The 13,203-nt window shown below is 52.3% G+C and carries 13 protein-coding genes and 2 pseudogenes; 9 read left to right on the top strand and 6 right to left on the bottom strand.

Annotated features, from left to right (window positions below):
• Nucleotides 1–27: 27 nt before the first annotated feature.
• Nucleotides 28–357, bottom strand: coding sequence for a hypothetical protein (locus tag JC200_RS07455; protein WP_274435633.1), 330 nt, complete (start codon nucleotides 355–357; stop codon nucleotides 28–30).
• A 675-nt stretch (nucleotides 358–1,032) separates the two neighbouring features.
• Between JC200_RS07455 and JC200_RS07450 the strand changes: the two genes are divergently transcribed.
• Both JC200_RS07450 and JC200_RS07445 read left to right on the top strand, forming a co-directional pair.
• The gene (locus JC200_RS07450) at nucleotides 1,033–1,542 is read left to right on the top strand and encodes a DUF6431 domain-containing protein (RefSeq protein ID WP_274435632.1); all 510 of its coding nucleotides are present in this window, start codon (nucleotides 1,033–1,035) and stop codon (nucleotides 1,540–1,542) included.
• 56 nt (nucleotides 1,543–1,598) lie between these two features.
• Nucleotides 1,599–2,087: pseudogene (locus JC200_RS07445) on the top strand (helix-turn-helix domain-containing protein); the annotation flags it as partial.
• 1,051 nt (nucleotides 2,088–3,138) lie between these two features.
• On the opposite strand, the gene JC200_RS07440 reads toward JC200_RS07445, so the two are convergent.
• From JC200_RS07440 to JC200_RS24400, 3 genes are all read right to left on the bottom strand, one after another.
• The gene (locus JC200_RS07440) at nucleotides 3,139–5,181 is read right to left on the bottom strand and encodes a recombinase family protein (RefSeq protein ID WP_274434016.1); all 2,043 of its coding nucleotides are present in this window, start codon (nucleotides 5,179–5,181) and stop codon (nucleotides 3,139–3,141) included.
• A 152-nt stretch (nucleotides 5,182–5,333) separates the two neighbouring features.
• The gene (locus JC200_RS07435) at nucleotides 5,334–5,696 is read right to left on the bottom strand and encodes a DUF6788 family protein (RefSeq protein WP_274434015.1); all 363 of its coding nucleotides are present in this window, start codon (nucleotides 5,694–5,696) and stop codon (nucleotides 5,334–5,336) included.
• 24 nt (nucleotides 5,697–5,720) lie between these two features.
• A complete protein-coding gene (locus tag JC200_RS24400) occupies nucleotides 5,721–6,032 on the bottom strand; it encodes a DUF5372 family protein (RefSeq protein WP_443111855.1) in 312 nt (103 codons plus the stop codon).
• On the opposite strand from JC200_RS24400, the gene JC200_RS07430 reads away from it, so the two are divergent.
• The 4 genes and pseudogenes from JC200_RS07430 to JC200_RS07415 all read left to right on the top strand — a co-directional run bounded on the left by JC200_RS07430 (nucleotide 6,008) and on the right by JC200_RS07415 (nucleotide 9,243).
• Nucleotides 6,008–7,258 carry a reverse transcriptase domain-containing protein gene (locus tag JC200_RS07430; RefSeq protein ID WP_274434014.1) on the top strand — a complete coding sequence of 417 codons (1,251 nt, stop codon included), beginning with the start codon at nucleotides 6,008–6,010 and terminating at the stop codon, nucleotides 7,256–7,258. The genes JC200_RS24400 and JC200_RS07430 overlap by 25 nt on opposite strands.
• A gap of 92 nt (nucleotides 7,259–7,350) precedes the next feature.
• Nucleotides 7,351–8,223: pseudogene (locus tag JC200_RS07425) on the top strand (DDE-type integrase/transposase/recombinase); the annotation flags it as partial.
• The gene (locus tag JC200_RS07420; RefSeq protein WP_274435629.1) at nucleotides 8,216–9,016 is read left to right on the top strand and encodes an ExeA family protein; all 801 of its coding nucleotides are present in this window, start codon (nucleotides 8,216–8,218) and stop codon (nucleotides 9,014–9,016) included. The pseudogene JC200_RS07425 and the gene JC200_RS07420, both read left to right, overlap by 8 nt.
• On the top strand, nucleotides 9,013–9,243 hold the full coding sequence (locus JC200_RS07415) for a DUF5348 domain-containing protein (RefSeq protein WP_274435628.1): 231 nt from the start codon (nucleotides 9,013–9,015) through the stop codon (nucleotides 9,241–9,243). The genes JC200_RS07420 and JC200_RS07415 overlap by 4 nt, the downstream gene beginning before the upstream one ends.
• Before the next feature lie 963 nt (nucleotides 9,244–10,206).
• Here JC200_RS07415 and JC200_RS07410 read toward each other — a convergent pair.
• Entirely contained in the window at nucleotides 10,207–10,368 is a 162-nt protein-coding gene (locus JC200_RS07410; protein WP_274435627.1) for a hypothetical protein, read from the bottom strand.
• Nucleotides 10,369–10,563: 195 nt separating this feature from the next.
• Nucleotides 10,564–10,950: a hypothetical protein gene (locus tag JC200_RS07405; protein ID WP_274435625.1), complete on the bottom strand. Its 387-nt coding sequence runs from the start codon at nucleotides 10,948–10,950 to the stop codon at nucleotides 10,564–10,566.
• Nucleotides 10,951–11,650: 700 nt separating this feature from the next.
• Between JC200_RS07405 and JC200_RS07400 the strand changes: the two genes are divergently transcribed.
• From JC200_RS07400 to JC200_RS07390, 3 genes are all read left to right on the top strand, one after another.
• Nucleotides 11,651–12,136 (top strand): hypothetical protein, encoded by a 486-nt coding sequence (locus JC200_RS07400; protein ID WP_274435624.1) that lies wholly within the window; start codon nucleotides 11,651–11,653, stop codon nucleotides 12,134–12,136.
• A 108-nt stretch (nucleotides 12,137–12,244) separates the two neighbouring features.
• Nucleotides 12,245–12,988: a hypothetical protein gene (locus JC200_RS07395; protein WP_274435623.1), complete on the top strand. Its 744-nt coding sequence runs from the start codon at nucleotides 12,245–12,247 to the stop codon at nucleotides 12,986–12,988.
• A 53-nt stretch (nucleotides 12,989–13,041) separates the two neighbouring features.
• Nucleotides 13,042–13,194: a hypothetical protein gene (locus JC200_RS07390; RefSeq protein ID WP_274435622.1), complete on the top strand. Its 153-nt coding sequence runs from the start codon at nucleotides 13,042–13,044 to the stop codon at nucleotides 13,192–13,194.
• Nucleotides 13,195–13,203 lie beyond the last annotated feature (9 nt).

Below are 13,203 nucleotides of genomic sequence, written 5' to 3'. Positions count from 1 at the left end.
GGCTATAAGCGCATCTCAGCATCACTCTCAGACGAGGTTCCGCAACTGTTGCAATATTCCTTGGATTTTGTCTAAGTCTCCGCTTGTAGTTGCTTGTTCCAGTTGACGGATCAGCGCCTCACGCGTTGGATCCGGGGCTTGAATCGATGCGACGAAGTTCTGTGTTTCAGCTTTGCGACGGCGGACGTAGCCACGTACAGCCTTCTTGATCTCAGCTTGCTTGGCCTCTTCTTCCAAGCAACTCACCTTAATTTCGTGTGCCGCCTGATGGACCTTCTCGGTCAATTCCCGACACAGGCGACCCTTGTAGTCGTCTTGGTTACGAAGTGAATTATCGGAAGTACTATCAGTGCCCATATGAGTCGCAACTCCTTGAGTAAATAGAAGTATTGTTAAGCCTGTGACACCATTAGACCATGCCTGAGACCCAACAAGTAGCATTCTTATAGTAAAACTGGAAGTGCACGATGTCTCCTCCCGGCGCTTCCACATCCGGGTTCGATACGCGAAGGGTGTGTTTACAAACATTAAAGTCGAACAGCCCCCCGTACTCGTGTGATTGACACAGTCATCCGTCATACGTGTTGAGTGTGCTTCGGACCGATGGGTCTCACCACACACGATTTGTGCTTTCGTTGAAACAGGGTGGGGGCAAGAGGTCTCTATTAACGAAGAGAGTCCAATGCATTTGCCCATAGTGACTCAAAGGCAAATCTTCAAATGTATATTGTGATGTAATATTTATACTGCTATACGATGGAAAATGATAGTATGATTATGAAATGCAACGTAGGGGGGGTAGTATTGTCAGTGTGGAAAAGTGGGGTTTTTCAACAAATCCTTTCAGTACATTGGTGTTTTAGCCATCGCCAAATGACCGAAAGCTGACGTAATTGCCTGTCCAAAAGTTGCTGGGTAAAATGACCGTATCCTAGGAAAGGAAAGACGCCCCTGCTCATGTGCGCTGCGCCAACAGCACACCAGGGACGTCCCAAACCTCAGATATGGTCATTCTAGCAGATTACGAGCTCGTTGAAAGCCTTACTATCGGTATTTTTCGTTCGGAGTGCGGAGATTGTCCCCTGCCCTTGCTGCCAAAGTAGGCTCCATGTCATAGGAAGTAGAAAGCGGACGTGGATTCAAGGCTCCGGTAGCAGGGCAAAAATCATCATTCGCCGTCTTCGCTGTCTGGGCTGTCATAAAATCCACCACGAGCTACCCAACTTCCTGGTCCCCTACCGTCGTCATGAGGCACAGGTCATTGAGGATGCTGTCATGGACAAAGCCGCACCTGCAGGTGTTGAGGAATCAACCATTCGTCGCTGGCGGCAGTGGTTTGAGACCTTTGCTCCATATGCCGCCGGTTGTCTGGAGTCCATCGCGCATCGTTTTCAGTGGACTGTGGAGAGTGCGTCCGCTCCTCCACAAACCGCACTCCATCGAATCGGACGCATTGTCGGAAGTGATCGTGGTTGGCTGGAACGTGTTGTCCGGCCCATTGCAAATTTGCATTTGTGGGTACATACCCGTTCGGCGTTATGAGCCTCTTCTGTCCGGAGTACGTTCATGCTGACCCTAGCAAAATGGAGGTGGTTGGCATGAAAGACTCGAGGAAAGCAGAGGAAATCGCCGCGAATCGGGTGCAGTTGCTGTCCCAGTTACTGGCGGAGGGCCTAGATGCAGGTCGCGCCCGGCAGATTAAGGCCGAGATCTGCTCGCAGACAGGCATCTCAGAGCGAACCCTTCGCCGGTACCTAGCCAAGTATCGTCAGGAAGGATTCCAGGGACTAAAGCCAAGACCCAAGACTCATCAGAGGCAAGAGGCAATTCCGGAGTCATTGCTGAATCAGGCGATCCTGCTACGGCGAGAGGTTCCCACCCGGAGCATCTCGCAGATCATCCAGATTCTTGAGAGGGAAGGACACGCACAGCCTGGCCAGCTCAGGCGCAGTACCCTGCAGGAGAAGCTCACAGAACGCGGCTACAGCTCCCGTCAGATGCGCATGTACGCTGCCACTGGCACAGCCGCTCGTCGTTTTCAGCGTCGGCATCGAAATGAGTTGTGGCAATCGGACATCAAGTTTGGTACGCCCAGATAACCAAATCATCCATTTACGGATGCCATGCGGTTAATTGAGCACGTTTGGAATGCACGTCGACATGGTTCTTTTTTTTCCATGGACATGCCCTTCTTCTGCTGTGAGAGGAAGTGAGCCGAAGCAACGGTGACTTGCCGACACTGGCAAGGTGACGTAGTTTGCGGGAAACGGGGCTTGCGGCGAAGCGGTTACGCCAAGATGAGTCTCTAGGCTGAGCATGGGACGGTTGAGGAACACGAACCTATTAAACCGCATCTAGGGGTTGAAATGTCACCCCTGCCTACACCGCTTAATAGGCAGGTTGCGGACTGAGACACGCTAACCGAATTGGCGGGAATCACGAATGCTGGTTAGACACGTAGGCTGACCTGCAGGGAATTACGTTGAGTGCACAGCTAGAACGTAATGTCCGCTACGACTTGCAGAACGCAAGGTCAAAGACTGCGATAGGCAACCTCACCCATGTGTAGAGTCCAACGTGTGAACTGGGGAAGGCTGGCACAGATGCTAAGGGAGTGTATCCCCAATGCTGTGCAAGTTGACGGAGCCCTCGTAGTAGTCCGAGGTTGGGAAAGCCAACCACATGGCGAAGGGGGGCAGTTTAAACGGTTTGCTTGGCTCATTAACTGACCATAGTGAGGTGAAGACCTTTGATAATCAGTGAAATGCAAAGCAAACTGGCGACGTGGTCATCAGAAGACAAGGAACGTAAGTTTGATCGGCTTTTGAGACTCATAACTGACAGAACATGGATTAGTGAAGCGGCGAGAATCACATTGGCCTCTAAGGGCTCCCGAACACCCGGTGTAGATGGTGTTGATAAGCGCAAGATGGAGGCGCGATTAGTTCCCGAGTTGGAAGCCATACGGTATGAGCTCTTAACAGGCACATACTGCCCGCTCCCCGCCCGACGTGTCTATATTCCAAAAGCAAATGGAAAACTTAGACCACTTGGTATCCCGACGGTGAATTCATACTGCACGCCTCCCAATAAGGTTTTGGAATTGGAGAGCTAGCAACACTGTTGGTGCTAAACTAGCTAATTCAAATGGCCTGACTTCTGGATTCGTTCCCGCAGTTCAAGTTCTTTCTGCTCATTCAAGTGAATTTCCCAAGGATACCCGGGAGCAGCTTTTGTCGCACTAAGAATTCCACGATTGAGCCAGTAGTAGACGACCCCCGGAGCAATTCTAAGGCGCTCAGCAACTTCTTTGACGGATAGCCCATGACGCCGTGAAGTGTATCCAGGTATCTTGTGTATGTAGCGAATCCACTTGATCGAGTCAATCGTGAACATTCTGCCGTCTGGTGTGCGCATGCCTGATTCATTTAGCTGTTTTGCGATCTGCTGGTCGATCATCGTTTCGGAGAGCCTGCGGACGACCTCAACGGTTTCAGGTGAATGTTTGACCACCATATGTTGCGGTAACGGCTTACAAGCCCAGAGCTCTTCGCAATGTTGATTGCGCCATCGCAAGCCAAGCCGAACAGCTGGGTTCCTCGGTTCAGCGAATATGGTGACGTCTTCAATCATTAAACGAAGGATTCGTTTTCGGTCCTTGAATGTAGTGGATGGCTTGGACCAGATTCGAGGTAGCTCCTTCGCAAGGCTCAGAATTGCCACCTTATCGTGTTCGGTAGGCCGCCAACTGCGGCGCTCCACATACTGGGTGTACTGCTCTTGAAGCTGCGCCAATTCGGTAAGCTTTTCATTCCATCGTGCCTCAAGGCTGCGCACTACCAGACGGTTTTCTGGCTCGACCTGCTGGTATTGTCTCTCGGCTCGATCTGCCTCGTACCGCGCCCGCTCTAGTGATAATTTCCAGCCCTTATCTGCATCATCTTCTTCGTGAAGCAGTTTGTCCATTACCTGTAGGGCAAGCTCTAATTCGGCTGGTTGTATTACCTGCAGCAGGCGCTCTGAGATGGCCTGGTCGATGCTCGGAGCCGGCACTGTCGTGCATGTGGCTCGGTGCCCATGTTCCCACCGTCCTTTGCATTCGTAGTGCGGAGAAATCCCACCGTTACCAGTGTAGCGTACACTCATGCGCCGACCACACTTCCCGCATATTACGAGCCCTTGAAGCAAGGCTGTACCTTCTCGTGCGGGGCCACTTTTCTCGAGGTTGGTACGATTCGAGTGTAGTTGCTTGAGATTCCTTTCGTATTCCTCCCATGTGACGTATCCCGGGTGATGGTCCGGAATGAACACCTCCCACTGCTCGCGAGGGAGCCGCACCGTATGATGAATAAACAGCCCTTGAGGATTCACACGTTTTTGGTCGCGATATCGACCAAAAACGTATGCGCCAGTGTACGCGGGATTGTACAGTACCCCTAGAACTCGGCTGTGGTTGAGTGTTCCCCAAACGAGTTGTCCGGCCCACGCACCACCGTAGGCCCGTTTTGGAAACCGAAGGCCGTTTTGGGCAAAGAACTGAACCACACCGTAGGCGCTACCTGTCGTACGAAATGCACGAAAAACATTGTGAATGGCTGTTTGAACCTCTTCGTCAGGGTCCAACACTGTCTGTCCGTTGGCGTCATACACATAGCCAACGGGTAGTGGAAAACGGAGTTCGCCCTTTTTTGCTTTGTTCTTTTTGCCGCCAATTAACCGAGCGCGTAAGAAATGCAATTCTGCCTCGCTCATGGTTCCTTTGAAACCAAGAATTAATCGGTCATTGAAATCTCGCAAATCGTAGATGCCGTCTTCATCCACTACGATGGTGTTGAACAGGCCACATAGCTCGAGAAGGCGCAGCAGATCCGCTGAAGAACGCGCCAAGCGCGAAATCTCCAGACCCAAGATTGCACCAACTTCGCCAAGTGATACTTGAGCCACGAGGTTCTGGAAGCCCAAACGCTGCGAACGGCCAGACCCTGAAATCCCGAGGTCCTCGTCGATGACCTGAATCTGTTCCGGAGCCCATCCCAGATCGATGGCCTTCTCCCGCAGAGCGTATTGGCGTTCCGTGCTCTCCCGGTGAAACCGGACCTGGGCTAGGCTCGATTGACGGATGTACACAATTGCTGGTCTGTTCAGGTGCTCTGGGTGAACCTTCGACGGTGCTGTCGTCATGAATTTGTTCCTCCCCATGCATTGCCGCAAGGCACGAACGCACCATCCCAGCTACGACCGTGATGAGCTCGTCCAAGCTTTGCGCGTCATCTCCGACCAATGCGGCTAATGCCGAACTAGACACGAACATCCCCTCCGACGAGGCCGACGAACTATTCGTTATCTCGGCGTCGAAGCAGTTCTAGATTGAGCTCAGTCAGTTCCGAGAGAATGTCCTGTGCGACCTCATAATTTTCGAGCCCAGCTCGGACCCGTTGCTCCCAGGCTGCAGGAACGTAATCCATTTGCGTTTTACCATGATAAAAAGACGACAGGTATAAGCTTGTATGACCAACGCCAGTCGCGCAGTGACAGGTTGGCTTGCCACACTTTACGTGTCGAGTGATAAGGGATCCGCGCAGAATCTGGTCCATTGGCGGCAGCGCCTTTAACAGCTGCCCTTTCCGCTGTTTGATGTCTTGCAAAGGAACAGATTTGAATCTTCTAGGTGCCTCGTTCTTATCAGTAGTATTCATAATAAGAAATTACCTCCTTGATTTTCAATTGTCAATTAAATTCGTTGCTGAGATCGAGGAATCATCTAGGCTTTGAAGGAGTTCGGCTAATTCCTTCAAGTCCAGTGCGTTAAATGGGGTGACCGGTTGGGAGTCGACGCGACACCAATCCGTCCAGGACTCTGGAACGCAGAGGACAGTGGAATCCGTTTGAAGAGAGCACAGAGCAGTCCCATTTACGTGCTTCACTTTAAGCAGGGCAAAGGTCTGCCCGTGGAGAGGATGAAATGGATGGGTAATAGTTACAGATGCCGAAAGGGGATTGAGCTGAAGTGCATTTTGCGCTGACCGTCCCATGCCTACGAGACCGTATCGTACAGCGAGCGATGCTGATGGCAATGGAACCTATATGGGAAAGTGACTTTCATACGCTATCCTACGGATTTAGACCGGCCCGTAGTGTCCATCATGCGATTCGAACCATCAGAATGCAACTGCAGGACGGGAATGCACAAAGCAACGCCACTGCAGGGCGCTGGGTCATCGAAGGTGACCTCTCAAGCTACTTTGACACGGTACATCATCGCCTGCTAATGAAGGCCGTCCGCAAACGCATTTCCGACCAGAGATTTCTCAGGCTCCTCTGGAGAATAATCAAGGCTGGTTGTATAGACCGCGGCCTATTTTGTTCTGCAAGTGAGGGCGTTCCACAAGGTGGTGTTATCTCACCACTACTGTCAAATATCATGTTACACGAATTTGACCAATGGATGGACGCGAATTACCTGAACAAAAAGGTGAGAAAGGACCGCTGGGCATGGAACTTCGGAATACAAAACGAACGCCCTATCGCGATACGCGAAGGTCGGCAGTGGAAGCCGGCGATTTCGTATTGCCGATACGCAGATGATTTCGTAGTTGTTGTCAAAGGAACCAGGGCTCATGCAGAAGAAGTGCGCGAGGCATGTCGTGCTTACCTAGAGGACCATCTTAAACTCACACTGAATATGGAGAAGACGCATATCACCCATGTAAATGACGGCTTTGTGTTTCTGGGCCATCGTATTATCCGTAAAAAAGGCCCACGTGGGCAAATGCGGGTTGTAACGACAATTCCGTGGGAGAAGTACCGCCGCTTTACGGAAAGAATAGTCAAGCAGCTGTCAGGAAATTACGGTGCGAACACAATAGACGTCATCGAAAGTCTCAACCGGCAAATCACAGGATGGGCCAACTTTTATCAGTACACCGACCATACAGCGACTATTTTTAGCAAGGTTGACCGAGTGATATTTTGGAAACTTGGATACTGGCTGGCCCGAAAGTACAAACGAGGCTTCAGGACACTAATGCGAGACCATGTTCGTTCCCCCGAAGTGGGCAAAGCCAAGGTCTGGGTGCTACAAGGTCAAAACAGTCGCGGGTTCTATGGTCAAGTGGCACTTCGGAGGCTCATAACCAGCCGAAAAGGGTGGTTTATGTGGCGGAATCCCGACGGGAACCCCTACATCCTACGTTCCACAAATCAGCGGACTATTGAGTCCTATTATGATGAAGTCGCCTTTGCTCTGAGCAACGTTTAAATGGAGAGCCGGATGCGTTGAGAGGCGCAAGTCCGGTTCGGGAAGGAGAGGCAAGGAAATAGTTCGACTACGCCTTGTCTCTTACTTCACGCCCGTACTTGCCCATTGGCCCTGGCGGCACAAAGAAACAGGTCTATCTGGTTGTCTTCCTGGACGACGCCACACGGTACGTGTTGCATGCGGAGTTCTACCCCACGCTGGACCAAGCCATTGTGGAAGATTGCTTCCGTCAGGCAATCCAGAAGTACGGTATTCCAGACTCCGTGTACTTCGATAACGGTAAACAATACCGCACCCGGTGGATGACGAGAACCTGCTCAAAGCTTGGTATCCGGCTCTTGTTCACGAAGCCCTACGCTCCAGAATCGAAAGGCAAGGTTGAGAAGTTTAACCGCACCATCGACTCGTTCCTGAGCGAAGCCGTGTTGGGCAAACCCCAATCACTTGAAGACCTCAATCACAAGTTTGCAGTGTGGCTGTCGGAATGCTACCAGAACAAACCGCATAGAGCTCTGTCCACGGGCATACAACCCACGAGCCCAGAGACTGCGTACCGAAGCGACCGGAAGGCACTTCGGTTTGTCGAACCAGAAATCCTCGCCAACGCCTTCCTCCATGCGGAGACACGCAAGGTGGACAAGTCTGGCTGTATCAGCTTCATGGACCGCAAGTACGAGGTGGGATTGTCGTTCATCGGCTGCACCGTCGACGTCATCTACGACCCGGCGGACATCAGTCAAGTCACCGTTGAGCACGAAGGACATGAGCCATGGCAGGCCCGTCCCATGGTCATTGGAGAACGAGCCGGGCAGCGTCCAAATATGCCGGGGCACTTGGGACCAAAGTCAGCAGAATCATCCAGACTGCTGGAAGCGGCGGAGATACAGCATGCAAACCGCCAGCAGCAACAGACTCGGGCGGTCTCCTACACCTCAGCATGGAACGAGGTGAAGGGAGATGTTTGAGTCGTACTACGAGTTCAAGCGTACTCCGTTCTCCAGAGACATTCCGGCAAGTGAATTCTACACCTCGCCATCACTGGAGGATACGCTCGGACGACTCTCTTACGCGGCTGCACGCCAGCTGTTTTGTGTCATCACAGGAGATTGTGGCACCGGAAAGACCACGGCAATCCGTCGCTTTAGCGAGACCCTAGACGGCGCGAAGTATCAGGTGTTGTACTTGTCAGACTCCAAGCTCACACCGCGTCACTTTTACAAGGGCATGCTCGAGCAGCTTGGATGCGAGTCTAAGTTCTACCGGGGAGACGCAAAGAGACAACTACATCGTGAAATCGAACTTATGCGTGGTATCCATCACGTACAGCCGGTGTGTGTTGTGGACGAAGCCCACCTTCTGGATAAGGAGATGCTTGAGGAAATACGGTTTTTGCTGAATTTCAGGATGGATTCACAGAGTCCCATGTCACTCATCCTGGTTGGACAGAGCGAACTCTGGGACCGACTCAACCTCCAGACGTATGCTGCAATCCGGCAGCGAATCGACATCCAGTGCAAATTGCCGTACTACGACCGTTCCGAAGTGGCCGAGTACATTCGTCGGCACCTGGCCTACGCAGGAGAGGAGCATGACATTTTCACGGACAAGGCCATCGATGAGATTTATCGGTTCTCCAGTGGTGCAGCCCGTTTGGTCAACAAAGTGTGCACACACTGCCTCATGTATGGGGCACAGACCAAGCATCGAATCATCGATGATCATATCGTCAACCGGGTGATTCAGGGGGAACTGTCATGAAACTCAAGGATGCAAGGCTGGAATACGATGGGGAACTGCAACGCTGGGTAGTGGAAGGAGACGGCGAATGGTATGGCCTGCACTGCGGGGAGGCATTTCAATTACGCATCGGCGACAAAGATCAGATTGTCAGACTAGAAATGGCCCGCTCATGGTACGTCATTGCCGACGGTGTACCCCTTGGTCTTACCGAGGGAAGAACCTACAGAGTCAACATCGACGTCTAGTCTAAAATCTACGAGCACTGGGGAAGGGGAAACTCTTCCCCCTCTTTGTCTGAGGCAGCGGACAATCACGCCGTCAATTCGCGGACAACTTACACCGTCAAGTTTTGGCCACTATGCTCCGTCACTAACACATTGGCATTGGAGCCGAACGAGGAAGGCGAGCAATTACTGGTTGGTCGTAACACTGGCTTAAGAAAGTTGCACGGACGTCTTACATCGCCACCAAAATGCACGACATTGGAAGGTGAAAATGGGTCGGCAAGACAAGCGTGGCCAATGTCGCCGTGTACAAAGAGTACAGGTCCTATTTGTCAGGTCAGTCCGATGAACTACTCATTCCGTGTGCCAAGTCATTTCAAATAGATCCGAAAAAACACTCGCGCAGCTTGTCCACGAAATCCCGTTGGAAGCCGGACAGACTTTACTACGTGAGGCACGCGGGATCAGGGAACGAGGGAATCATCTTAGTCATCTCGGGCCAGTTTCAAGATGGCTGAATTCTCCGGAACTCGCACAATGGCAGGGCGGTATGAGCTTCGCTGGGTTGGGGGGTCTTTAGGGCATAGTTCAGCTCCGAACACATCAGACGGATATAGAGCAAGTGGTTTCAGGAAGCAAATCTTGGATTGGGTTGAAGAGATTTTCCCTGACGGTCAAGGTGGCGGCATTGTTTGCGTAATAGACAATCTTGAACTATTACAGGAATCTAGTTTAGCAAAAGAGCGTCTGGAGAGCCTACGTGATGAACTGTTCACTGTTAAGGGACTTAGATGGATTATTTGTGGAGCAAACGGGATCGTTCGTAGCGTGGTGTCATCTCCGAGATTAGAAGCGTATCTTCATGCTCCAACAGCGTGTCCAAGTCTACGCTCTCGTTTCTTTCGGGGAAGCAACTCGCCAACTCAAGCAATCTGCGAAACGGACTGCCTGCCTTTCAGTCAGGGTGGATGAGCACTGAATCTTCTAGACCGTTGCCGCTTTGGTTCTCAAACCAACCTTTAGGCGCAATTTTTTGCTCGCGGTTGGCATTACGATGCCGGCCTGATTCACCGTCACTGTGAACTTGCCATCGTGAAGGGAATCGAACTCTGGGCGCACGAGGGTGTTGCCATCATCGATCGACATGGTTTGAACTCTCCTCCTATTGGGTGATGCCTGCGGGATAGTCCTTAAGACAACCTTTCGGTACGTTGGTTCAAAACGAGCTGCCCGTACGAAGGTATCGAGATATCGAGGGAAGAACGATTGCGACGCAATTCAAAGGGCTACGTCGCAATCTCTTTGCACGTCAGCCCGGCCGTTCAATTCGCGTCTGTAGGTTTACAGGTCACTGGGGTCGTCGTCAGAACCCTCAAGAGACAGTGGCTCGGGTGTCATAGATGATTTCGTTATCGGAATGAGCACTGCAGGTGCACCTTCGACTGTGATGAACTCAGCTTCTTGGAAGCTGATGCTGGTAGCGCTTGAAAAGTCCAATTCGTACTTGGCCTCAAACTCCAAAATTAGACTGCAGGCGTAAATCGCGTGCTTCTTGCCGTACGGCCTAAGTCCGAAGCGGTTGCCGACGCCTGGAGCATTGTTGCAAAAGATGGGGCCGTCATCGTGCAAAAGAATCTGGATGGAGTCGGTCGCGCCGGTGTGTTCCACCACGTCCGCCGAGATTACGGTGCGGTTGCCGTTTCCGTCTGCCTTCACGAAACTCACCATACTCGGGGCTGCGGTCCCTTTAGGGGTGTATGTGCTGGCGACTGGAGTGACGTCACTTAACTTCAGCTCGCGAGAAGGTGCGACTGAACCCGCTTTTTTCTTGGTATGCTCACGGAATTCTCTCCTTTTTTGAGTCCAAGTTGCAGTCTTGTCCTCATAGATTTCTGTCCTAGTCTGAAAAGGGGGAACGTCTGTGGTGGATGACTAAAGTTCCGTACACTGGATTCGTACGGCTTGCCACGGTTCGGCATCTGGTTACGAAGCAAGAGCCTAAAGTGCCCGAAGAACGGGAAAGTGACCATGGGGCATATGCGGAAGACACACTCCCACGAGATAGGGCGGATCTAGACGCATTCCTCCTTTCAACTCGTACGTGGGCGGCGGAAAATCTGACGCGGCCCCATACATACATGTAGAAGACGTTTTTCCGCAAAATTGTACCAGTGCCGTTAGATCCTTCTCAGTGGAGGCCTCTGCCTCACCGCATGGCTTGACGAAAATGTCCCGGACGAATTAGCCGCGCAAGCTGCTGTCAGCCTAGGGGAAAGTCCATCACCTTGGTACAGGTTTGCTGACTGTAACCGCGTCGAATGAGCAGGGATCGTTCTCCGCATAGACTTGTACAGAGTGATAAAATTTCGACGAAGGTGCTGCGTTACGGTCATTCTTCGTAGACTCAGACGTGTAAGGGGGAATGTCCTTGCTATCCACCGACGAGCAAATGGGCGTTGCACATCTGTATTTCGAGCAAATACGGTCACAGAGGGACATTGCGAGACAGTTGGGAGTCCACCGCAATACAGCGAAAAAATACATTTCGGCGATGCAATCCTGGTTGGATGATATAGATGAGAGCAGGCCAGCCGAGGACACGATAAAACGGTTGGAAAATGCAATTACCAATGCCGTTTTTACCGAAGGGAAGCTGACTGACACATTTCTCAAGTTCGTGGAACGGCAGCCGGGATCCGTGAATGCGAAAGACCGAATGGAACTCTATCAAGAAATCAGGAGCCATTATGTTGGGACTATGTGGAACGATGGTGAAACAGTTGATGTTGATTGTGGTGTTAGGTACTCTGCACTTTGCAAAGCAATCAAACTCATCGAGGAACGGACAGGGAAAGCGCTCTTTGTAAAGCGCGACAAGAGAAAGAGAAGACGAGGGAGTATTTGGGATGGTTAGGTGGATTGACTCGTGGCTGGGGGGCAGTCATGGCCATGTGTCTCAAATGTCGAAGGGGAGGTAACGTTGAATTTGTGGGCGGCTGACAGTGAATGGAGGGTGAGTCATGTGGATCAAGCCGTGTCGTACGGGATCGACTCAGGCGTGGGGTCCTTCGCGTGGGTGCGGTTAGGGCATGAAGGCAACGTTTCTGGCCGCGGAAGCGGCCTAGGTTCACGCGATGCACTTCTTGAGAGCTTCAGCGCGGATGTGAGGTCACGAGAGGTCAGGATAGCCCTAGGGATCGACGCCCCGATGTGGGTCATCGACCAGCCCGAGCCGCGCTTCGCCGAAGAGGCGGGGAGCGGCAATCTTCACTATCACTGGTACCTACGTAGCGGCGCAGCTGCCACAGCCATGTCCTGGCTTGTGCTGCCGTCGTTGCTGCAGGTGGCCGCACAGTGCAACCGTCCGATTACGACGGATACCAGAGCTGCCACGCGTGGCGGCGGCATCTACGTCTACGAGGGTTTCGCGACAGGAGCATTCAAGGTCTCAGCCCGTATGGACAATTCGACCGCTCGGTCCCGCAACATGACCGACGCCTTGACCGTCGCCATACCCGGGTGGTTAGCGATGCAAGATGTGGGTCGAAGAGTAGTACTTCTTGATTCACTGATGAAGGATCGCGTAGTCGATGACGCCGTAGTCGAGGCCGTTCGGGACCACAGGAACCCAGTTAGGGGTTGGTCGACTAGTGCGAGTCCGGTTGAGGGTTGCCACACGTACTCTATGTGGGAGGCTGTGGCCAAGGCTGTTGGGTGTGACCTCGCAGTCTTGCGACCGGACTGCGACGTATACATGTTCGCGTAGATGTTCCACGTGTGAAATGCAGGGGCAGCGTCTGCGGATTGTTGGGGTGGAGTATGAACAGTGAAAGTGCGATGGAATGGCTCAGGGTGATCCGTGGCGATGCCAAAATGACTTGGGACCTGTGGGCATCGTCCGTCACTTCGTCTGCTGTGCTCACTTCAACTGGTAGGGGCGTGGTGTCGGGGGCAGTGGAAGAGTTCCGCTGATTCTTTGGG

This window comes from Alicyclobacillus sp. ALC3 (genome assembly GCF_028751195.1).
Lineage (GTDB): Bacteria > Bacillota > Bacilli > Alicyclobacillales > Alicyclobacillaceae > Alicyclobacillus_L.
This window is presented reverse-complemented; position numbering and strand designations above follow the sequence as displayed.

Excerpts from the sequence above, each read along its gene's own strand:
- JC200_RS07455 (WP_274435633.1), bottom strand. The coding sequence starts at position 357 with ATGGGCACTGATAGTACTTCCGATAATTCACTTCGTAACCAAGACGAC.
- JC200_RS07440 (WP_274434016.1), bottom strand. The coding sequence starts at position 5,181 with ATGACGACAGCACCGTCGAAGGTTCACCCAGAGCACCTGAACAGACCA.
- JC200_RS07435 (WP_274434015.1), bottom strand. The coding sequence starts at position 5,696 with ATGAATACTACTGATAAGAACGAGGCACCTAGAAGATTCAAATCTGTT.
- JC200_RS24400 (WP_443111855.1), bottom strand. The coding sequence starts at position 6,032 with ATGGGACGGTCAGCGCAAAATGCACTTCAGCTCAATCCCCTTTCGGCA.
- JC200_RS07420 (WP_274435629.1), top strand. The coding sequence starts at position 8,216 with ATGTTTGAGTCGTACTACGAGTTCAAGCGTACTCCGTTCTCCAGAGAC.
- JC200_RS07415 (WP_274435628.1), top strand. The coding sequence starts at position 9,013 with ATGAAACTCAAGGATGCAAGGCTGGAATACGATGGGGAACTGCAACGC.
- JC200_RS07410 (WP_274435627.1), bottom strand. The coding sequence starts at position 10,368 with ATGTCGATCGATGATGGCAACACCCTCGTGCGCCCAGAGTTCGATTCC.
- JC200_RS07405 (WP_274435625.1), bottom strand. The coding sequence starts at position 10,950 with ATGGTGAGTTTCGTGAAGGCAGACGGAAACGGCAACCGCACCGTAATC.
- JC200_RS07390 (WP_274435622.1), top strand. The coding sequence starts at position 13,042 with ATGAACAGTGAAAGTGCGATGGAATGGCTCAGGGTGATCCGTGGCGAT.